The following is an 18,817-nucleotide window of genomic DNA, read 5'->3' on the forward strand; positions in this document are numbered from 1 at the left end:
GCCGTGGAACCCGCGGCAGCGCCCGCGCCGGCCGCGGCCGGCGTGCCCGCGGCGGCCACGGCACCCGTCGCGCCCCAGACCGCGCCGCCGGCCCCCGAACCGGCCGCCGAGCGCAAGGGCTGGCTGGAGCGCCTGAGCGCCGGCTTGCGCAAGACCGGCTCCAGCATCGCCACGGTGTTCACCGGCACCCAGATCGACGACGCGCTCTACGAGGAGCTGGAAGCCGCCCTGCTGATGGCCGACACCGGGGTCAAGGCCACCGAGCAGCTGCTGGCCGACCTCAAGCAGCGCGTCAAGCAAGCCAAGGCCACCGAGCCGGCCGCCGTCAAGGCCCTGCTGGCCGACGCCATCGCCGAGCTGCTGGCGCCGCTGCAAAAACCCCTGGTGATCGGCGAGCACAAGCCCACGGTGATCATGGTCGCCGGCGTCAACGGCGCGGGCAAGACCACCTCGATAGGCAAGCTGACCAAGCACCTGGCCCAGGAGGGCGCGACCGTGCTGCTGGCGGCGGCCGACACCTTCCGCGCCGCCGCGCGCGAGCAGCTTTCGGTCTGGGCCGACCGCAACATGGTCGAGATCGTCAGCCAGCAGGGCGGCGACCCGGCGGCCGTGAGCTTCGACGCCGTGAGCGCCGGCCGCGCGCGCGGCAAGGACGTGGTGCTGGTCGACACGGCCGGCCGGCTGCCGACCCAGCTGCACCTGATGGAGGAGCTGCGCAAGATCAAGCGCGTGGTGCAGAAAGCCGATGCCACGGCGCCGCACGAGGTGCTGCTGGTGATCGACGGCAACACCGGCCAGAACGCCCTGGCCCAGGTGCGCGCCTTCGACGAGGCCCTGCAGCTGACCGGCCTGATCGTCACCAAGCTCGACGGCACGGCCAAGGGCGGCGTGCTGGCCGCGATCGCGCGCGAGAAGCCGGTGCCCGTCTACTTCATCGGCGTCGGCGAAAAGCTCGAGGACCTCGAGACCTTCGACGCGCGCGAATTCGCCCAGGCGCTGCTGAACTGAGCATCGGCCGCAACCAAACCGCCTTGGATTTGACGGTTGCGGTTTGAAACAAAGCGCCGCAGGCGCTACAAATGACAGATCGGGAGATGTGTCATGAAGCAGTTGCGATGGAGGTGGCAAAGGGGCGCAGCCGGCCTGTTGGCCGCCTGCTTGGGCTGGGCGCAGGCACAGACCGTGGCGCCGTTTTCCAGTGCACCGCCCGGCGATCCGCCGGCGCCCTGGCGCGTGGTCAGCGTGTTCAAGGACAAGAAGCCGCTGACCAGCTTCCAGATCGCCGAGGTCGACGGCGGCAAGGTGCTGCGCGTGGAAGCGCAGAAGTCCTACGGCACCCTGGTGCACGCGCTGGCCAAGGCGTCGCCGGCGCCCGGCACCCTGCTGCGCTGGCGCTGGCGGCTGGACGAGCCGCTGCTCAATACCGACCTCAGAGTCAAGCGCGGCGACGACTCGCCGCTCAAGGTCTGCGTGCTGTTCGACCTGCCCATGGACCAGCTCGGCTTCATGGACCGGCAACTGCTGCGCGCAGGTCGCGCGATGAGCGGCGAGGCCCTGCCCTCGGCCACGCTCTGCTATGTCTGGGACCATGCGATGCCGGTCGGCACCGTGCTGAAGAACGCCTTCACCGCCAGCCTGCGCATGATCGTGCTCGACAGCGGCGAGCAGCGCCTGCGCCAGTGGGTCATGCACGAACGCGACATCCACGCCGACTTCCTGCGCGCCTTCAATCCGGAAAACGGCACGGTGCCGGCGCTGGAGGGGGTGCTGATCGGCGCCGACGCCGACAACACGGCGGACCGCAGCCTCGGCTTCGTCGGCGACATCGCCTTCGGCCGCACGGCCACCGCCAGCGTCAGCGCGCCATGAGGCGGCGCGCCGCGTAGCTGCAGGCGTCGACCAAGGACACCAGGGCCATCATGGCGGCCAGCACCGAGGCCGTCTCGCCCATCTGGAACAAGCCCATGTGGAAGGCCAGCATCTGGCCCAGGCCTCCGGCGCCGACCACGCCCAGCACGGCGGCGGCGCGGATGTTGTTCTCCCAGCGGTACAGGGTGTAGCTCATGAGCTGGGGCAGCACCTGCGGCAGGGTCGCGTAGCAGAACACCCGCCCCTCGCCGATGCCGCGCAGCCGCAGCGCAAACGCCGGGCCCTCGGGCGCGTTCTCGACGGCTTCCGCGAACAGCCGGCCCAATACCCCGCTGGTGTGCAGCGCCAGAGCCAGCGTGCCGGCCAGCGGCCCCAGGCCGGCCGCGATCAGCAGCAGCGCGGCCCAGACCAGTTCGGGGATGCTGCGCAGCGCGTTGAGCAGCAGCCGCGTGGCGCCGCGCCAGCGCGCCGGGTCCCCCGCATGGGTCTTGCTGGCCGGCAGCGCGAGCAGCAGGCCCAGCACGGCCGCGAGCAGCGTGCCCACGGCCGACATGGCCAGGGTCTCCAGCGTGGCCGGCAGCAGCTTCTTCAGGAAAACCGCCTCGGTGTTGGGCGAGAGCAGCTCGCCGAGGAAGCGCCCCATCTTGCGCAGCGCGTCCAGCGAGATGAACCTGGCCCACTGCAGGTCCAGCGACCAGAAGCTCAGCAGCGTGAGCACGACCAGGCCGGCGACGAACCAGCAGGCCTTGCAGCGCGCGTCGAACAGCGGCGGCGGCAGGCGATAGACCTCGTTCGCGGCTGAACGTGCCCCCACGCCCGGCACGGCCGTGTCCTCGCTGCCCCCCGGGGGGGGCATCGCGCCTTGGGGCGGCCCGGTGGCGCTCATGTCCGTTCTTCCTGCATCATGTCTACGCTTCAGCCCAAGGCCTTGCGCAACCAGCTGCTGGCCCGGTCCGCCAGCCAGACCAGGGCCATGAAGACCAGCAGCATGGTCGCGACCTCGGAGCCGTTGAACATCTTCATGGACGAATCCATCTCCTGGCCCAGGCCGCCGGCGCCCACGAAGCCCAGCACCGCCGAGGAGCGGATCGCGCATTCCCAGCGGTAGACCGTGTAGCTGGTGAGCTCGGCCGCGTTCTGCGGCAGCAGGCCGTAGAAGAAGGCCTGCAGGCGGCCCGCGCCGTTGCGCAGCAGGGCCTTGGTGGCGTCGGTCTCGCCCGACTCCAGGATCTCGGCGTAGACCTTGCCCAGCATGCCGCCGTAGGTCAGCGCGATGGCCAGCACGCCGGCCGTGGGGCCCAGGCCGACCACGCGCACGAAGACCAGGGCCCAGATCAGCTCGGGCACGCTGCGCAGCACGATCAGCAGCCAGCGCACCGCCGCGCGGACGACCGCCGGCCCGGCGGCCATGCGGCCGGCCAGGCCCGAGATCGAGAGCACGCGCACCGACATGAGGGTCAGCGGTATGGCCAGCACCAGGGCCAGCGCGATGCCGGCCGTGGCCATGGCCACGGTGCGCCAGGTCTCGCGCGCCACCAGCCAGAGGAAGTCGGGCTCGAGCTTGGGCGGCACGAAGTCGGCCAGGAAGTTCAGCGTGGGCTTGAGGCTCTCGGGCGACCACAGCACCCAGGGCCGGAACTCGCTGAGCACCAGCAGCGGCCACAGCAGCAGGCCGGCGGCCAGGGTCCAGAACAGCCTGCCCTGCCAGGCCGGGTCGCGCCGCGCGGGCGAAGCAGGGGTAGCGGCGGCGGCAGCCATGGCTCAGCGGCAGTGCATGACCGCGGGCTGGGGCGGCGGCGCGGGCGTATCCAGCACCGAAGGCGCGGGCCCGGTGAGCTCGTCCAGGTGCTGGGCGTACAGCGCCTGCAGCCGCTCGGGTGTGACCTGGCTGGCCGGCAGGTCGAAGGCCAGCTCGCCCTCGCGCAGGCCGACGATGCGCGGGAAATGCCGCAGCGCCATCTCCACATGGTGCAGCGTGGTCACCAGCGTGGCGCCGCGCTCGCGCGCGGCCTCGGTCAGCGAAGCAATGGCCTGGGCCGCGCGCGTGGGGTCCAGCGCCGAGAGCGGCTCGTCCACCAACAACAGGCTGGCCTCGGCGACCAAGGCGCGCGCCAGGCCCACGCGCTGGCGCTCTCCGCCCGAGAGCCGGTCGACGCGCGCGAACAGCTTGTCGCCGAGGTCGAAGCGCGCCAGGGCGGCGTCGGCCTCGGCGATGGCCGTGGGGTAGAACAGGCTGCGCAGGCTGTGCCACAGGCCGATCTGCGGCAGGCGCCCGGCCAGCACGGCCGTAACCACGCGCTGGCGCGGCGGCAGCGGCGGCACCTGCGGCGCCAGGAACAGCTGGCCGCGCAGGCTTTGCAGCTCGCCGCGCGACAGGGCCCAGGGGTCGCGGCCGGCCAGCGTCAGACCGCCTTCCGAGGGCCGCAGCGCGCAGGCCAGCAAGTGCAGCAGCGTGGTCTTGCCGGCGCCCGAGGGGCCGATCACCGCGAGCTGCTCGCCCGCCGCCACCTCCAGCGTCAGCCGGCGCAGGGCCGCGGCGCTGGCCGCGCGGGCCGCCGGGTGGCGCGCCGAGACCTGGTCCAGCCGCAGCATCATGGGTTCAGCTCCGGGCTTACTTGAGCAGGCCGGCGCTGCGCGCGGCGGCCTCTATGCCCTTGTAGTTCTCGGCCTTGGTCGGCACGAAGCGCGTGGCGCGCTGCAGCTCCAGGATCTCCTTGCCTTCGGGCGTGTTGCGGCTCAGGTCCAGGAAGGCCTTGGCCAGCTTGTCCTTGGTCGCGGCCGGCATGTCGGCGTGCACGGTCCAGTTGTAGTCGTAATAGGGCGGCGTGGTGTAGAAGACGCGCACCTTGGCCGGGTCGACCTTCTTGTCGGCGACGAACTTCTCCCACACCGAGATGTTGAGCGCGCCGGCATCGACCTTGCCGGCCGCGACGGCGGCGATGGTCGCGTCGTGCGCGCCCGAGTAGGCCACGCGCTTGAAGTCCTTGTCGGGATCGATCCTGGCTTCCAGCAGGAAGCTGCGCGGCATCAGGTGGCCCGAGGTGCTGGATTGGGAGCCGAAGCTCACGTTCTTGCCCTTGAGGTCGGCCAGGGTCTTGATCTCCGGGGCGGTGGTGATGAAGACCGAGCGGAACTTCTCGTCCTCCTCGCGCTGCACCAGCGGCTGGGCCTTGCCGCCCGAGCGCACCTGGGCCTGCACGAAGGTGAAGCCGCCGAACCAGGCCATGTCGACCTGCTTGTTGGCCAGCACCTCCACCGCAGCCGCGTAGTCGGTCACCGGGGTGAACTCGACCTTCATGCCCAGCCGGGCCTCCAGGTACTTGACCAGGGGCGAGGCCTTGCGCGCGAGCTCGGTCGGCGACTCGTCGGGAATCGCGGTGAAGCGGAACACGGCCTGGGCTGAGGCCTGGGCGCCCAGGGCCAGCAGCGCGGCGGCAGCCAGCGCCTTGAGGAAGGTGCCGCGCGAAACGGACGGGTTGAACATGAAAAGACCTCCGCTAAATGCAACAACCCGGATTAGACCCCAAGACCGTCACACCCTCCCCGTCGCGCCCTGCTACATTCGCGCCATGGCCGACACCCTCCCCGCTCCGCGCCTGCCCCGCTTCGTCCAGCTCTACCACGAGGATCGCGCGGCGGTGCGCGAGGAACTGCTGCGCGGCCTGCAGGCGCCCCGCCCCTCCATCGCGCCCAAGTACCTCTACGACGCGCTGGGCTCGCGCCTGTTCGACGCGATCACCGAGCTGCCCGAGTACTACCCCACGCGCACCGAGGCCGGCATCTTCGCGGCGCACGGCGCCGCGATGGCCGACCACCTGCCGGCGGGCGCCACCCTGGTGGACCTGGGCGCGGGCAACTGCGAGAAGGCCGCGCGCCTGTTCGAGGCCCTGCGCCCACGGCGCTACGTGGCGGTGGACATCTCGGTCGACTACCTGCGCCACGCCCTGGGCTGCCTGCAGCGCCAGCACCCGGCGCTCGACATCGTGGGCGTGGGCATGGACTTCTCGCAGTCGCTGGCGCTGCCGCCCGAGGCCGGTGCCGCACAGGAGGGCCCGCGCCTGCTGTTCTACCCGGGCTCGAGCATAGGCAACTTCAGCCCCGAGGCGGCACTGGCCTTCCTGCGCCAGGCCCGTGCGGCCTGCGCCGGCGGCGCCCTGCTGATCGGGGTGGACCTGGCCAAGCCGGCCGAGATCGTGGAGCCGGCCTATGACGACGCGCTGGGCGTCACGGCCGCCTTCAACCTGAACCTGCTGCTGCATGTCAACGCCCTGGCCGGCAGCGACTTCCGGCTGGCCGACTGGCGCCACCGGGCCTTCTTCGACGCCGCGGCCTCGCGCATCGAGATGCACCTCGAAACCCGCCAGGCGCTGACGCTGCGCTGGCCCGGCGGCGAGCGGCGCTTCGCCGCCGGCGAACGCATCCACACCGAGAACTCCTACAAGTGGGTGCTCGCCGACTTCGACGCCCTGCTGCGCCAGGCCGGCTTTGCCGCCACCCGGCACTGGACCGACGCACGCGGCTGGTTCGCAGTGTTCGCGGCGCAGGCCGGCGACTGAAGGTATTTGCGCCTTTGTACGCCAACACGCTTGAGCCGCGGCGGCGGTCGGAGTAATCTGGCGGCGGGAGGTGACCGCCGATGGAACTCCCATTCCACGCGCTGCTGTACCGCTATTTCTTCTTCGCCTGGCTGTTCAAGGATGCCAGCGAGTACGACCTGCTCGCGCGTGCGGCGGCCTGGCGCTACAACAAGGGCCAGTCGCGCTGGCTGCCGCGCTACATCAAGCGCTACCTGGTCAGCGGCTGCCTGCTGTTCGGCCTGGGCTGGCTGATCGAGCAGGCCAGTCCCCTGGTCTCCGCCTTTTTCTTCGTGCCCAGCGTGATGGCGGTGCCGCTGGCCACGGTCGCGGGCGTGGCCTGGCTGGGGTTTCGGTTCTGGGATTAACAAGCAAGTGTCGTTACGCTCGGGTGCGAAGAAACCGCCATCACAACGTATCCGGCTCCCGCATCCAAGCCGGAATATCCCGCTGTCCGTGCAGCACGCGCCAGACATCGATGTGGTCGGCGCGCTCGACATAGAAAACCAGGTAGGGGTAGCGCGTCAGCGGCCACGAGCGCAGGCCGGGGAGGTTCAGCTCGTGCGCATGGCGCGGCGAGCCGGTGGCCGGATGGCGCCCGATATGGGCGTAGGCATCCGCCAGCGCGTCGATGAAGCCCAGCGCCGCCTGTTCGGATCCCTCACCGAGGTAGTAAGCCAAGGCCTCGTCGACGTCCCGGCTGGCCCGCTCGCGCGGGATGACGGGCTTGGCCTTCACGCCCTCGCGCGGGTCTTGGCTGCCCGGCGCACGCGCTCACGCAGCCCCTCGAAGTAGGACTCGTCCACCGGCGCCGTGGGGCCGGACGCCGCGCCGGCCAGCAGCAGGCCACGCAGTTGCAGCCTGTCCTGATCGCGGCGGATCAGTTCGCGCAGGTACTCGCTGCTGGTGCCGTAGCCGCGCTGGCTCACCTGCTCGTCCACGAAGGCCTTCAGGCTGTCGGGCAGGGAGATGTTCATCGTGCTCATGGCGCAAGCCTAGGCGCTTTGGCAAAATTTGGCAAGACCGGCAAACATCGCCCGGCCCAGCGGCGGCCGTTCAGTCGAGCAGGCGGCGCGCCTCGGCGGCGACGGCGTCGGCGGTGATGCCGAACAGGCGGTACAGGGCATCGGCCGGACCGGAGGCGCCGAAACCCTTCATGCCGACAAAGCCGCCGCGGGCCCCCAGGTAGGCGTCCCAGCCCTGGCGGCACGCGGCTTCCACGCCCACTCGCACGGCCGAGCCCAGCACCTGTCGGCGATAGGCGGCATCCTGCGCGTCGAACAGCTCCCAGCATGGCAGCGAGACCACCGCGGTGCCGATGCTGTCCGCCTCCAGTTGCTGGCGCGCCTGCAGCGCCAGCGCCACTTCGGAGCCGGTGGCCAGCAGCGTGACCTGCCGAGGGCCGCAGGCGGCTTCCTGCAAGACATATCCGCCGCGACGCGCCAGGTTCTCGCGGGTGTGCTCCCGGCGCACCGGCGGCAAGTTCTGCCTGGCAAAGATCAGGCTGACGGGGCCGTCGCGGTGGGTCATCGCGACCTCCCAGCATTCCGCGGCTTCCACCGCGTCGGCCGGGCGCATCACCAGCATGTTCGGCATGGCGCGCAGCGAAGCCAGGATTTCCACCGGCTGGTGGGTCGGGCCGTTCTTGCCGACGCCAATGGAGTCGTGGCTGAAAACGAACTTGACCGGCAAGCCCATCAGCGCTGCCATCCGCATCGCGGGGCGCTCGTAGTCCGAGAACGCCAGGTAGGTCACGCTCAGCGGCACGATGCCCCCATGCGCCGCCATGCCGTTGGCCATGGCGCCCATCACATGCTCCCGCACGCCGCAGTGCACATAGGCGCCCGCGCGGTCGCTGGCGGTGAAGGCCTGCAGGCCGCGCTTGTGGCTGGTCGGGGCTTCCAGGTCGGCGCAGCCCACCATGCGCTCGGGCAGGACCGGGGCCAGCAGGTCGTTGATCTCGGCCGAGATCAGGATGCCGCCGGTTTCCTGCGGCGAAGCGATGGCGCGCTGCTTGTAGTCCAGCAGGACCTGTTGCCATCCCTCGGGCAGCTCTCCGCGCATCACGCGCTCGAACTCCGCTCGTTCGACGGCAGGCAGCGCAGCCACACGCGATTGCCAGGCGGCGTGTTCGGCGCCGCTGCGCCGGCCCGCCTCGCGCCAGGCCGCCAGCACGTCCCCGGGAATTTCAAAGGCGCCGTGCGGCCATTGCAGCAGCTCGCGGGCCGCTTGGGCGTCCTCTTCGAACAGGCGGGCGCTGTGGCCGCCGCGCTGCCCCTGGAGCCGGGGGATGCCTTTGCCGATCACCGTGCGGCAGGCAATCATGGACGGTCGGTCGTCGGCACGCGCTGCCGCCAAGGCAGCCGACACCGCCTCGATGTCGTGACCGTCCACCTCCTCCACATGCCAGTTGGCCACGCGGAAGCGCTCGGCGACGTTCTCGCTGATCGACAGCGCCGTGCTGCCGTCGTCGGTGATCCGGTTGTCGTCCCACAGCAGGGTCAGCTTGGACAGACGCAGGTGCCCGGCCAGCGAGATCATCTCCTGGCCAATCCCCTCCTGCAGGCAGCCGTCGCCCACGAAGGCGTAGGTGCGATGGTTGACCAGCCCATCGCCAAAGCGGGCATTCAAATAGGCCTCGGCGACCGCCATGCCGAAGGCATTGGCAACGCCCTGGCCCAAGGGTCCGGTGGTGACTTCGATGCCGCAAGCGGTGTCCCGCTCCGGATGCCCCTCGCAGCGGGAACCCAGTTCGCGAAAGCGCTGGATTTCCTCCAGCGAGATCTGCTCGTAGCCCGTCAGGTACAGCAGCGCGTACAGCAGCATCGAGCCGTGGCCGTTGGAGAGCACCACGCGGTCGCGGTCCGACCAGTCGGGGTCGGCGGGATTGAATTTCAGGTGCCGGGCGTAGAGTGCGGTGGCGATGTCGGCCATGCCCAGAGGCACGCCCTGGTGGCCTTCGGTGGCACGCACGATGGCGTCGATGGAGAGAAAGCGGATGGCGTGGGCCAGCGGTTGCAGCGGGTGCGCGCTCATATTCTGTGTTGCGCCGCGCCAGGGGCGAAGCGCATGTCTCCTGGGTGATGAAGGATCTGGCCGCGATTCTTCCGGCCTCAACACATGAATACAAGCGAAGAATATTCACGGGTGGATGAATCGTTCTCATCCATGCTCGAGTGCTTGGCCCGCGACGCAGAGTCAGGCACGCGGCGGGCGCGCGGGTTGCGCCTCTTCGCGCAGCCAGTCGATGAAGCCACGGACCTCGGGCCGTGACGCGTGGCGCGCAGGATAGACGAGGAAGTGCGCCTGCACCTCCAGGCTCATCTGCTCCTCGAACACGGGCTGCAGCCGCCCGCTGGCAATCAGGGCTTGACCCAGGCTGGCGCTTTCCAGCGCCACGCCGAGTGACTGCACCGCCGCATCCAGACTCATCATGGCGCGGTCGAAACGCAGCGCCATCCGCTCAGGACGCTTGGCCGGGTCGAAGCGCGAAAACCATTCGGGCCATTGCGCCACGTTCACGCTGGACTGGATGAGCGGAACGCGCAGCAGGTCGGCAGGCTCGTGCAGGGCATGGGTACGGATGAACTCGGGGCTGGCCAGCGGCAGGACCTTTTCCGTGAAGATCGGTTCCACCTCCAGGTGGGGCCAGTTGGGCAAGCCGTAACGGATGTCCAGGTCCACCTGTCCGACCTGGAAGTCGGAATGGACATGCGAGGCCGACAACATCAACGAGGTCTTTGGATAAAGCTGGGCGAAACGCGCTATGCGCGGCATCAGCCAAAGGCTGGCGAAGCTGGGACTGCAGTGCACGTACAAGCTGTCCTGCACGCCATGACGCAAATCCTCCGTGGCCGCATTGATCGCGCCAAGCGCGCTGCCCACACGCTGCAGATAGTTCTGCCCTGCAGGGGTCAGCTCCACCCCCCTGGCCGACCGCTCGAACAACCTCAGCCCCAGCAGAGCTTCGAGCTTGGCGACCTGGTGGCTGACCGCAGAAGGGGTGAGATGCAGCTCATTGGCCGCCAGCGCAAAGCTCTTGCGCCGGGCGACGGCCTCGAAGGCCTGCAAGGCACTCAAGGGGGGGATCATGGTTTGAGAAAGGCCTTCGATTGCTGCAATGCAGCATGAACGAAATTGAATTGAGCTTGAGTTTATATCGTTTGTCTTCAACCAAGCGGCCACCCAGAATCGCGCCAAGTTCATCAACGCAGTTCAAGCAAAGGAGACACGCATGCTGCTGAAAGACAAGGTGGCCGTCATCACCGGCGGCGCGGGTATCAACGGTCTGGGTTTCGCGACCGCCCGCATGATGGCCGAGCAGGGCGCCACGGTGGTGATCCTGGACCTCGCGGTGGCGGAGCCGCAGGGGGCAGCGGCCCGGCTCGGCCCCCAGCACCTCGGCCTGGTGGCCGACGTGACCGACAAGGCTTCGTGCGAAGCCGCTGTCGCCCAGATCAAGGCCCAGCTGGGCCGCGTCGACATCCTGGTCAACAACGCCGGCATCACCCAGCCCGTGAAGTTCCTCGAGATCAGCGGCGCGGACTACGACCGCATCATGGACGTCAGCCTGCGCGGCACGCTGTATGCCTCCCAGGCCGTGCTGCCGCTCATGCTGGCCCAGAACAGCGGCTCCATCGTCTGCATTTCCTCGGTGTCCGCGCAGCGCGGCGGCGGCATCCTGGGCGGCCCGCACTACTCGGCGGCCAAGGCCGGCGTGCTGGGTCTGGCCCGTGCCATGGCCCGCGAGTACGGCGGCAACAACATCCGGGTCAACTGCGTGACGCCGGGCCTGATCGCCACCGACATCAACAAGGGCAAGATTCCCGAGGACAAGCGCCAGTCCATCCTGGACGGCATCCCGCTGGCGCGGATCGGCGACCCCAGCGACGTGGCCGGTTGCGTGGTGTTCCTCGCCAGCGACCTGTCCAAGTACTGCACGGGCGTCACGCTGGATGTGAACGGCGGCATGCTGATCCACTGACGGAACCCGCCCTCGGCCGAAGTTCCCCCCAAGACCCTATAGGAGACAAGATCATGAATCGCTTCAACACCCTGCGTCGCACGCTCCTGGCATCGGCGCTGCTGGCCATCTCGACGATGGCTTCGGCCCAGGCCGTCAAGCTCACCCTCGGCCACGGGGCTGCACCCGGCAATCCGCGCCATGAAGCGGCCCTCAAGATGGCGGAAGTGGCCAAGGCCAAGTCCAACGGTCGCATCGAGATCCAGGTCGCGCCTTCGGCCCAGCTGGGCGACGACGCGGCCATGGTGACGGCCCTGCGCACCGGCGCGCTGGACATCAGTGCCAACTCGCAGGGGGCCATCGCCAATGCCGTGCCCGAGTACGCGGCCTTCGGCATGCCGTTCCTGTTCAGCGACCTGCCCCAGGTCTGGAAGGTGCTGGATGGCCCGCTGGGCAAGGAGCTGGCCGACAAGTCCGCAGAGAAAGGGCTCGTCGTGCTGGGCTACTGGGACAACGGCATCCGCCACATGAGCAACAGCAAGCGGCCCTTGGCCAAGCCCGAGGACCTCAAGGGCCTGAAGATGCGCACCCCGCCCGACGCGGTGACCGTGGACATCATGCAGGCGCTCGGCGCCGAGGCCCAGCAGATCAAGTTCGCCGAGCTGTACGTGGCTCTGCAGCAGGGGGTGGTCGATGGCCAGGAAAACCCGCTGATGAACATCCACGCCAGCAAGCTCTACGAGGTGAACAAGTACATCTCGCTGACCGGCCACAAGTACGAGATGACACCGCTGCTCATGAGCAAGCGCGTCTGGGACCGCCTGGGCGAAGCGGATCGCAAGGTCCTGCAGGAGGCCGCGGCCGAAGCCACCCAGTTGCAGCGCAAGCTGTCCAAGGAGAGCGACGACAAGCTGCTGGCCGAACTCAAGGCCAAGGGCGTGCAGATCAACGCTGTCGACAAGGCCCCGTTTGCCAAGGCCACGGCCAACGTGGATGAAAAGTGGCTGGCTTCGCCTATCGGTCCCTTCCTCAAGAAGGTGATCGCCGCCGCACGCTGAACGTTTTGATCAACCCTGGCCCGCACGTGTCGAGCGTGCGGGCGGGAGCCATCCATGAATTATCTTGAGCGGGCCATCACGGCCGTATGCCAGGCGCTGCTGTGGGTCAGCACTTTGGTGATTTTCCTGATCCTGGCGGCCAACACCGTGTTGCGTTACGCCACGGGCTCCAGCCTGCAGTGGGCCAACGAAGTCCCTGAATTGCTCTTCCCCTGGCTCGTGACCGCCGGCGTGGTGCTGGCGGCGCAGCGCGGAGCACATATCACCACCACCTTCCTGGTCGAAAAGCTGCCTGGCCACTTGCGCCAGGGACTGGCCGTGCTGGGATGGCTGATGGTCTGCGGCCTGTACGCCACCTTGGCGCTGGCCACCTACCGCATGCTCGAGATCGTGCACGACGAGAAGTCGCCCATTCTGCAGATTCCGGGCTCGGTGACCTACGCCTGCGTCATGAGCGGCATGCTGATGCTGTCCCTGCTGGCTTTGATTTCGGCCTGGAATGCCTGGCGCGAAGGACCTCAGGTATCAGCGGCCGTGGGCGTCCCCGAGGCTCACTGGTGAAAGAAGGACCGACATGACTGCCCTGATCCTCTTCGTTTTTCTCGGTGCCGCGGTGATCGCCGTGCCGATCGCGCATGCCTTGCTGGTCGCCGCCATGGCGGCCGCAGCGACCTCGGATCGCGTGCCGCTGGATCTGCTGGTTCAGCAGATGGTGGCCCAGGTCCAGAGCTTCCCGCTGATCGCCATCCCCTTCTTCATGCTGACCGGCTCGCTGATGATGGGGGGCCGGCTGGGTGAGGCCCTGATCAGTGTGCTCTCCAGCCTGATCGGCCGCTTCCACGGCGGCCCCGGCCAGGTGGGCGTGCTGTCGTCCACCATCTTCGGCGGCGTCTCCGGCTCGGCGGTGGCGGATGCCTCGGCCATAGGTTCGCTGCTGATTCCCTGGCAGAAGCGCCTGGGCTACCCGCCAGCGTTCTCGGCGGCCACGCTGGCGGCGGCAGCGACGATCGACATCCTGATCCCGCCCTCGATCCCGATGATCCTGTTCGCCTTGTCGAGCAACACCTCGGTTGCGGCCCTGTTCGTCGCGGGCATCCTGCCGGGCCTGCTGATGTGCGTCGGCTTCATGGCCGTGTGCTGGTGGGTCGGCAGGCGCCGCAACTTCCCGCGCGAAATGCGCAAGCTGGACTGGACGGTGTTTCGAGGCCAACTCCTCTACGCCTCGCCGGCGCTCGTGCTGCCCGTGCTGATCGTGGTGTTCCTGCGCTTCGGCATTGCCACGCCGACCGAGGTCAGCGTGCTGTCCACGCTGTATGCCGGCGTGGTGTCCGCCGTCATTTACCGCGACCTGGGCTTCAAGCGCCTGCATGCCTGCGTCGTCGAGGCCGGCCTGGCCACGGGGGTGGTGCTGCTGGTGATCATGGCGTCGGCCGCGATCGGCTGGCTGCTGACCTTCGACCGCATGCCCGATGGCGTGGTGGGCTGGGCCCAGGCCCATCTCTCCAGTGGCTGGAGCGTGATCCTGCTGATGAACCTTTTGATGCTGGTCTGCGGCATGTTCATCGACCTGCCGGCCGCCGTGCTGCTGCTGACGCCGGTGTTCGTGCCGCTGGCCAATGCGATCGGCATGGACCTGGTGCAACTGGGGATCATGATGACCGTGAACCTGGCGATCGGCCTGTACACCCCGCCGGTGGGCACCACGCTGTTCATCACCAGCGCGGTGGCCAAGGTCAAGGTGGGTGAGACGGTGCGCGAGCTGGGGCCGTTCTACCTGGTGGCCTTCGGCGTTCTGCTGCTGGTGTCCTATTTCCCCGCATTGATCTTCAAGTGATGCATGTTCCGGAGCTATCCATGACGAACCAACAGGACAAACTGTCCGAGATCGCGCACTGCGCCTGGCGCATCCGCCGCTATGCGGTGCGCATGGGCGAGGTGCAGGGCCAGGGCTATGTCGGCCAGGCCCTGGGCTACGCCGATGTGCTGGCCGTGGCCTATGGCCACGCGCTCAGCTTCCGGCCCGATGACCCGCAGTGGGACGGCCGTGACCGCTTCCTGCTCTCGCACGGCCACTATGCCATCGCGTTCTACGCGGCCCTGATCGAGGCGGGCATCGTTCCCGAGTCCGAGCTCGAGACCTATGGCAGCGACGACAGCCGCCTGCCCATGTCGGGCATGGCGACCTACACCCCGGGCATGGAGATGTCCGGCGGCTCGCTGGGCCAGGGCCTGCCCATCGGCGTCGGCATGGCGCTGGGCCTGCGCACGCGCGGCAACCCGGCCTTCGTCTACAACTCCATGTCCGATGGCGAGCTGGACGAGGGCTCCACCTGGGAGGCGGCCATGGCCGCGAGCCACCACGGTCTGTCCAATCTCATCTGCATCGTGGACGTCAACAACCAGCAGGCCGACGGGCCCTCGTCCAAGGTGCTGGGTTTCGAGCCCCTGGCCGACAAATGGGCCTCGTTCGGCTGGCATGTGCAGCGCGTGGACGGCAACCACCTGCCCGCCGTGCTGCGCGCCTTCGACACGGCGCGCCAGCTGCCCGATGCCAAGCCGCGCGTGATCCTGTGCGACACCCTGATGGGCAAGGGCGTGCCCTTCCTCGAGGCCCGCGAGAAGAACCACTTCATTCGCGTCGATCAGCCGGAGTGGCAGCAGGCCCTCGACTGGCTGGACGCCAACCGTCCCTGACGCCCAGGAGCAAGAGCATGAATGCCGTGACCGAAAAGAAACCCCGCCTGACCACCTCGGCCATGATCGCCTCGATCGCGGCCGAAGGGCAGCGGGTGAAGGCCGCGCCCTTTGGCAAGGCCCTGACCGAATATGCCGCCAGCCACCCCGAAGTGGTGGGCATGACGGCGGACCTGGCCAAGTACACCGACCTGCACCTGTTCGCACAGGCCCACCCCGAGCGCTTCTTCCAGATGGGCATGGCCGAGCAGCTGCTCATGGGGGCGGCGGGCGGCATGGCCAAGGTGGGCCTGGTGCCGTTTGCCACCACCTATGCCGTGTTCGGCACCCGCCGAGCCTACGACTTCATCCACCAGGTCATCGCCGAGGAAAACCTCAACGTCAAGCTGTGCTGCGCCCTGCCCGGGCTGACGACCGGCTACGGCCCCAGCCACCAGGCCACCGAAGACCTGGCGATGATGCGCGCCATCCCCGGCCTGACCATCGTCGACCCCTGCGACGCGCTGGACATCGGGCAGGCCGTGCCGCAGATCGCCGCCCACCAGGGCCCGGTCTACATGCGCTTGCTGCGCGGCAACGTGCCGCTGGTGCTCGACGAATACGACTACCGCTTCGAGCTGGGCAAGGCCAAGCTGCTGCGCGACGGCGCTGACGTGCTGATCATCTCCAGCGGCTTCATGACCATGCGCTCGCTCGAGGTCGCCCAGACGCTGCAGGCCGACGGGCTGGGCGTCGCGGTACTGCACTGCCCGACCATCAAGCCGCTGGACGAGGCCCGCATCGTCGAGGAGGTGGGCCGCAAGGCGCGCCTCGTCGTGGTCGCCGAGAACCACTCGGTGATCGGCGGTCTGGGAGAGGCGGTCGCGAGCGCGCTGCTGCGCCACCGGGTCCACCCCGCGGGCTTCCAGCTGGCGGGCCTGCCCGACGCCTTCCTCGATGCAGGCGCCCTGCCGACCCTGCACGAGCGCTACGGCATCAGCCGCGAGGCCCTGGCCGGCCGCATCAAGGGCTGGCTGGGCTGAGAGCCTGAGCGGCAATCCATCGCACCCGCGCCGCCGTTGATCTGGATCAGCGGCGCTGCGCGTGGGCCTTGCCGATCCGCGGCCGCGACGGGCAAGCTCATGGCTCGTCGCCACACCGGCCGGATGAGACCTGACGCTCGCGCTCACTAACACCGGCATGCAAGGAGACGACGGCCGATCTCGTGCCGCAGACCCGACTGTCGATGCGCAGCATGACCCGTTGCTGCCGCCCGCACTCGAAAAGATCGGCCGTCCGCGAACTGGAAGTGACGGCCATGAAGCGACGGACAACGTTGCGGCGAAGAGCGAACCGTCAAAGCGCGAGACGTGCCCGATGCGGTCTTTCGGCTCACTCGGGTAGAGGTCAGCTTTGCAGCGGTTGCTGCCGGTGGCAGCCGCCAACCGAATTCACGGTCTCGGCCACATACCAGTCATCGCCACGCGCCGGTGCTGGTCAAGTCAACGTCTTGTCTGGCGTGAACTGCTGACATACGCGGACACGGTTGACGCGGCCCCGCGTCATCGGTCCGTCGAAGCTATAGGTGACTCCTGCATGTGAATGCCGTAACGCGTAAGTGCCCATGAGCACTTCGGCGCGTAGGAGCGCTATCCGCGACCCGGCGCTTTCATAAAGTGGGCGCGTAGCTTGTCCTTGCCCTCGACGGCGAGACCTTCTCGCCGCAGCTTGCCGCAAGCAGAGAGCACTGCCCAAGGGACTAACTCGAGCCGCTCGGCGATGCTCGTGTAGCTTTCGAGCTGCGGACCCAGCGCTTCGTGCACCTTGGCTACAACTTCGACCATGGGCACCTCGAGCTCGTCACCCCAATCGCACCAGTAGATGCGCGAGCGCCACAGGATGAAGTGACTTTCGCATCCGCTGTCCCTCCACACCGAGGGGAAGAGCGACAGGTCGTTACCGTGGGCGTAGAAACGCCAGGCCTTGCCCGCGCGGCCGTCCAAGTTGATGGTCAGCATCTCGCCGCAACCATCGGGGCAGGCCATGACCATGGAACGAAGCACGCCGCGCCGCACGAGGGCGGCCTCACCTGGCTTGCCCAGGAGTTCGTCGGCCTCGTGGCGGTGGGTGACCTCACCCTTGAAGGTGAGCCGGTCTGCTCGCTTACTCATTGCACCGCCACTGTAGACGAAGCCTCGGCTTGCAGACTCTCGGTGAGCCGGCACGCAAGCCAGTACGCGAACGTCCGCCGGTACTCATCGTGCTCCGGAAACTTCTTGCTGGCCGGATAGCTGGCCTGACGCAGCAGGTACACGGCCAAAACCCGCTTGTACTCATCTGCATCCACGACCGATGCAGGCACAAGGGCGCGGATTTCGGCAACCGCCTCGTGAATCCACGTGCTTCCCTGTACAGGGGCGCCAGGGGTCAGGCTAGCCGAGATGGCGTCGGACTCGTACAAGCCGTCGACCACGCGTCGCCAATCGTCGCCCTGCTGGTCGCCCTTGCTCGTGTCGAAGACCAATGAGACCTCGAGGTGAGCCAAATCTGCACAGGCTGGCCCGGTAGAGGCGTGCGCAAAGTCAATGACGATTGCGTCTTCCTTGCGCACCCGCACGTTCTCCCCGTGCAGGTCGCCGTGAATGGCGGAGCAGCGCCACTCCCGCTTGGGAAGGTCCAACAGCCTCCACCAAAGCGTATCCGCGTCCACGAGCTCCCCGCCGAACTTGGCGGTGGCATCCTTCCACCGCTGCGGCGGCACCTTTTCGCGCTTGCAGAAATCCTTCAGGGCACTCACGACCGACCTTTGCTCTGAAGCAGTCGCCGTCGCTCGCTTTTGCTGCCGCAAACCCGCCAGGGTTTCTTCGAACAAGCTCTTGATGTGGCGCGCACCGTTCGGCGTGCGAACTGCTTCTGCGAGAGAACACGAGTTCTGCACGAACGTGCCGACGAGAATCCCGTGTTCGACCCCGTAAGTGGTCCGCTCGGCAACGAAGTTCGGCCGCAGGTACCAAGGCACATGATGCTCGGCAAAACTGCTGAAAGCCTGCATCTCCTTCTGGAGCTCGGCTGAGCCGCCGACCTTCGCGAAGAACGGGCGCGGCTCGGGCCCTGCGAACGAATCCTTCAACGTTGCCTTGACGATGAACGTGTCCGCGCCGGAGAAACCTGGGGCGATGGGCTCCAGGGAGACCGAGGTGCAGTCATGAAACGCACGCTGCAGCAAGAACCTGCCCTCTTTGGGGACCTGCACGTCACCGGCGATGGTCAAAGCTGTGTTCCTCGCCACCCCGGGTGCGTGCACCAGGACCTGATGCAGCAGCTGGTGAAGGTCGACGGGCGCGGACAACACCCGATGGTGAGACTTGCGCGCATTTGAAGGGTCGACGCCATCGAACAGCTTGGAAACGTTTTTCAGGCGCTCATCATCTTCGGCTGCGGACACGACGGCAACAACGTAGACGCCATCATCCAAGGCGTTCTTGACATGGTCCCGCAGGCACACAGCTGCTGGCGCAAAGTGCCCTTCCGTGGCCCAGAAGAGCGCCGCACACGCGTGCTGAAAATCGGGCGGTTGGCCATTTGCGTGAACTCGCAGTTCGAGCTTGTGCTCCTGCACCAGCGCCACCTGCTGCTCGTCCGGGGCCTTTCCGAACCAGTAAAGCTGCGGCCGCTGCATC

Annotated in this window: 20 protein-coding genes; 10 read left to right on the forward strand and 10 right to left on the reverse strand. The window is 68.0% G+C overall.

The window, feature by feature from the left end:
* Nucleotides 1–3 precede the first annotated feature (3 nt).
* Nucleotides 4–1,008: a signal recognition particle-docking protein FtsY gene (ftsY, locus tag FFS10_RS11235; protein ID WP_137894640.1), complete on the forward strand. Its 1,005-nt coding sequence runs from the start codon at nt 4–6 to the stop codon at nt 1,006–1,008.
* A 93-nt stretch (nt 1,009–1,101) separates the two neighbouring features.
* Nucleotides 1,102–1,869 carry a DUF3047 domain-containing protein gene (locus FFS10_RS11240; protein ID WP_137894528.1) on the forward strand — a complete coding sequence of 256 codons (768 nt, stop codon included), beginning with the start codon at nt 1,102–1,104 and terminating at the stop codon, nt 1,867–1,869.
* Here FFS10_RS11240 and phnE read toward each other — a convergent pair.
* Genes phnE through FFS10_RS11260 form a run of 4 tightly spaced genes read right to left on the reverse strand, consistent with a single transcriptional unit; the run spans nt 1,856 to nt 5,353 of the window.
* Nucleotides 1,856–2,725 (reverse strand): phosphonate ABC transporter, permease protein PhnE, encoded by an 870-nt coding sequence (gene phnE / locus FFS10_RS11245; RefSeq protein ID WP_137894641.1) that lies wholly within the window; start codon nt 2,723–2,725, stop codon nt 1,856–1,858. The genes FFS10_RS11240 and phnE overlap by 14 nt on opposite strands.
* A 59-nt stretch (nt 2,726–2,784) precedes the next feature.
* The gene (locus FFS10_RS11250) at nt 2,785–3,627 is read right to left on the reverse strand and encodes a PhnE/PtxC family ABC transporter permease (RefSeq protein ID WP_137894530.1); all 843 of its coding nucleotides are present in this window, start codon (nt 3,625–3,627) and stop codon (nt 2,785–2,787) included.
* Nucleotides 3,628–3,630: 3 nt separating this feature from the next.
* Nucleotides 3,631–4,464: a phosphonate ABC transporter ATP-binding protein gene (locus FFS10_RS11255; protein ID WP_137894532.1), complete on the reverse strand. Its 834-nt coding sequence runs from the start codon at nt 4,462–4,464 to the stop codon at nt 3,631–3,633.
* Nucleotides 4,465–4,480: 16 nt separating this feature from the next.
* Nucleotides 4,481–5,353 (reverse strand): putative selenate ABC transporter substrate-binding protein, encoded by an 873-nt coding sequence (locus tag FFS10_RS11260; RefSeq protein WP_137894534.1) that lies wholly within the window; start codon nt 5,351–5,353, stop codon nt 4,481–4,483.
* A gap of 85 nt (nt 5,354–5,438) precedes the next feature.
* Here FFS10_RS11260 and egtD point away from each other — a divergent pair, with 85 nt between their 5' ends.
* Together egtD and FFS10_RS11270 are read left to right on the forward strand one after the other, a co-directional pair.
* Nucleotides 5,439–6,425: an L-histidine N(alpha)-methyltransferase gene (egtD, locus tag FFS10_RS11265; RefSeq protein WP_137894536.1), complete on the forward strand. Its 987-nt coding sequence runs from the start codon at nt 5,439–5,441 to the stop codon at nt 6,423–6,425.
* Between the two features lie 80 nt (nt 6,426–6,505).
* Nucleotides 6,506–6,811: a hypothetical protein gene (locus tag FFS10_RS11270; RefSeq protein ID WP_137894538.1), complete on the forward strand. Its 306-nt coding sequence runs from the start codon at nt 6,506–6,508 to the stop codon at nt 6,809–6,811.
* Nucleotides 6,812–6,851: 40 nt separating this feature from the next.
* Here FFS10_RS11270 and FFS10_RS11275 read toward each other — a convergent pair whose 3' ends face one another.
* From FFS10_RS11275 to FFS10_RS11290, 4 genes are all read right to left on the reverse strand, one after another.
* Nucleotides 6,852–7,181 (reverse strand): type II toxin-antitoxin system RelE/ParE family toxin, encoded by a 330-nt coding sequence (locus tag FFS10_RS11275; RefSeq protein WP_137894540.1) that lies wholly within the window; start codon nt 7,179–7,181, stop codon nt 6,852–6,854.
* Entirely contained in the window at nt 7,178–7,429 is a 252-nt protein-coding gene (locus FFS10_RS11280) for a type II toxin-antitoxin system ParD family antitoxin (protein ID WP_137894542.1), read from the reverse strand. Before FFS10_RS11280 ends, FFS10_RS11275 begins: the two co-directional genes overlap by 4 nt.
* A gap of 70 nt (nt 7,430–7,499) precedes the next feature.
* A complete protein-coding gene (gene tkt, locus FFS10_RS11285) occupies nt 7,500–9,479 on the reverse strand; it encodes a transketolase (RefSeq protein WP_137894544.1) in 1,980 nt (659 codons plus the stop codon).
* Between the two features lie 162 nt (nt 9,480–9,641).
* Nucleotides 9,642–10,535, reverse strand: a complete 894-nt coding sequence (locus FFS10_RS11290; protein WP_137894642.1) for a LysR substrate-binding domain-containing protein — start codon at nt 10,533–10,535, stop codon at nt 9,642–9,644.
* A gap of 142 nt (nt 10,536–10,677) precedes the next feature.
* On the opposite strand from FFS10_RS11290, the gene FFS10_RS11295 reads away from it, so the two are divergent.
* From FFS10_RS11295 to FFS10_RS11320, 6 genes are read left to right on the forward strand one after another with little or no spacing between them, the layout of a single operon-like run.
* On the forward strand, nt 10,678–11,427 hold the full coding sequence (locus tag FFS10_RS11295) for an SDR family NAD(P)-dependent oxidoreductase (RefSeq protein WP_137894546.1): 750 nt from the start codon (nt 10,678–10,680) through the stop codon (nt 11,425–11,427).
* Between the two features lie 53 nt (nt 11,428–11,480).
* Nucleotides 11,481–12,464 carry a TRAP transporter substrate-binding protein gene (locus tag FFS10_RS11300; RefSeq protein ID WP_137894548.1) on the forward strand — a complete coding sequence of 328 codons (984 nt, stop codon included), beginning with the start codon at nt 11,481–11,483 and terminating at the stop codon, nt 12,462–12,464.
* 54 nt (nt 12,465–12,518) lie between these two features.
* Nucleotides 12,519–13,025, forward strand: a complete 507-nt coding sequence (locus FFS10_RS11305) for a TRAP transporter small permease (protein ID WP_137894550.1) — start codon at nt 12,519–12,521, stop codon at nt 13,023–13,025.
* A gap of 13 nt (nt 13,026–13,038) precedes the next feature.
* Nucleotides 13,039–14,298: a TRAP transporter large permease gene (locus FFS10_RS11310; protein WP_137894552.1), complete on the forward strand. Its 1,260-nt coding sequence runs from the start codon at nt 13,039–13,041 to the stop codon at nt 14,296–14,298.
* A 20-nt stretch (nt 14,299–14,318) separates the two neighbouring features.
* Nucleotides 14,319–15,158, forward strand: coding sequence for a transketolase (locus FFS10_RS11315; RefSeq protein WP_137894555.1), 840 nt, complete (start codon nt 14,319–14,321; stop codon nt 15,156–15,158).
* A 17-nt stretch (nt 15,159–15,175) separates the two neighbouring features.
* A complete protein-coding gene (locus FFS10_RS11320) occupies nt 15,176–16,180 on the forward strand; it encodes a transketolase family protein (protein WP_137894557.1) in 1,005 nt (334 codons plus the stop codon).
* Nucleotides 16,181–16,786: 606 nt separating this feature from the next.
* Here FFS10_RS11320 and FFS10_RS11325 read toward each other — a convergent pair.
* Together FFS10_RS11325 and FFS10_RS11330 are read right to left on the reverse strand one after the other, a co-directional pair.
* On the reverse strand, nt 16,787–17,308 hold the full coding sequence (locus tag FFS10_RS11325) for a ubiquitination-like system serine protease family protein (protein WP_137894559.1): 522 nt from the start codon (nt 17,306–17,308) through the stop codon (nt 16,787–16,789).
* Nucleotides 17,305–18,816, reverse strand: a complete 1,512-nt coding sequence (locus FFS10_RS11330; RefSeq protein WP_137894561.1) for a phosphotransferase — start codon at nt 18,814–18,816, stop codon at nt 17,305–17,307. Before FFS10_RS11330 ends, FFS10_RS11325 begins: the two co-directional genes overlap by 4 nt.
* Nucleotide 18,817 lies beyond the last annotated feature (1 nt).

The sequence above is a fragment of the Ramlibacter sp. 2FC genome, from assembly GCF_005503345.1.
Classification (GTDB): Bacteria; Pseudomonadota; Gammaproteobacteria; order Burkholderiales; family Burkholderiaceae_C; genus SCMQ01.

Bases quoted from the DNA above. Each gene is read 5' to 3' on its own strand.
- FFS10_RS11295 (WP_137894546.1), top strand. From the start codon at position 10,678: ATGCTGCTGAAAGACAAGGTGGCCGTCATCACCGGCGGCGCGGGTATC.
- FFS10_RS11255 (WP_137894532.1), bottom strand. From the start codon at position 4,464: ATGATGCTGCGGCTGGACCAGGTCTCGGCGCGCCACCCGGCGGCCCGC.
- FFS10_RS11325 (WP_137894559.1), bottom strand. From the start codon at position 17,308: ATGAGTAAGCGAGCAGACCGGCTCACCTTCAAGGGTGAGGTCACCCAC.
- phnE (WP_137894641.1), bottom strand. From the start codon at position 2,725: ATGCCCCCCCCGGGGGGCAGCGAGGACACGGCCGTGCCGGGCGTGGGG.
- FFS10_RS11315 (WP_137894555.1), top strand. From the start codon at position 14,319: ATGACGAACCAACAGGACAAACTGTCCGAGATCGCGCACTGCGCCTGG.
- FFS10_RS11260 (WP_137894534.1), bottom strand. From the start codon at position 5,353: ATGTTCAACCCGTCCGTTTCGCGCGGCACCTTCCTCAAGGCGCTGGCT.
- FFS10_RS11300 (WP_137894548.1), top strand. From the start codon at position 11,481: ATGAATCGCTTCAACACCCTGCGTCGCACGCTCCTGGCATCGGCGCTG.
- FFS10_RS11320 (WP_137894557.1), top strand. From the start codon at position 15,176: ATGAATGCCGTGACCGAAAAGAAACCCCGCCTGACCACCTCGGCCATG.
- FFS10_RS11240 (WP_137894528.1), top strand. From the start codon at position 1,102: ATGAAGCAGTTGCGATGGAGGTGGCAAAGGGGCGCAGCCGGCCTGTTG.
- FFS10_RS11280 (WP_137894542.1), bottom strand. From the start codon at position 7,429: ATGAGCACGATGAACATCTCCCTGCCCGACAGCCTGAAGGCCTTCGTG.
- egtD (WP_137894536.1), top strand. From the start codon at position 5,439: ATGGCCGACACCCTCCCCGCTCCGCGCCTGCCCCGCTTCGTCCAGCTC.
- FFS10_RS11250 (WP_137894530.1), bottom strand. From the start codon at position 3,627: ATGGCTGCCGCCGCCGCTACCCCTGCTTCGCCCGCGCGGCGCGACCCG.
- FFS10_RS11270 (WP_137894538.1), top strand. From the start codon at position 6,506: ATGGAACTCCCATTCCACGCGCTGCTGTACCGCTATTTCTTCTTCGCC.
- FFS10_RS11290 (WP_137894642.1), bottom strand. From the start codon at position 10,535: ATGATCCCCCCCTTGAGTGCCTTGCAGGCCTTCGAGGCCGTCGCCCGG.
- FFS10_RS11310 (WP_137894552.1), top strand. From the start codon at position 13,039: ATGACTGCCCTGATCCTCTTCGTTTTTCTCGGTGCCGCGGTGATCGCC.
- tkt (WP_137894544.1), bottom strand. From the start codon at position 9,479: ATGAGCGCGCACCCGCTGCAACCGCTGGCCCACGCCATCCGCTTTCTC.
- FFS10_RS11305 (WP_137894550.1), top strand. From the start codon at position 12,519: ATGAATTATCTTGAGCGGGCCATCACGGCCGTATGCCAGGCGCTGCTG.
- FFS10_RS11330 (WP_137894561.1), bottom strand. From the start codon at position 18,816: ATGCAGCGGCCGCAGCTTTACTGGTTCGGAAAGGCCCCGGACGAGCAG.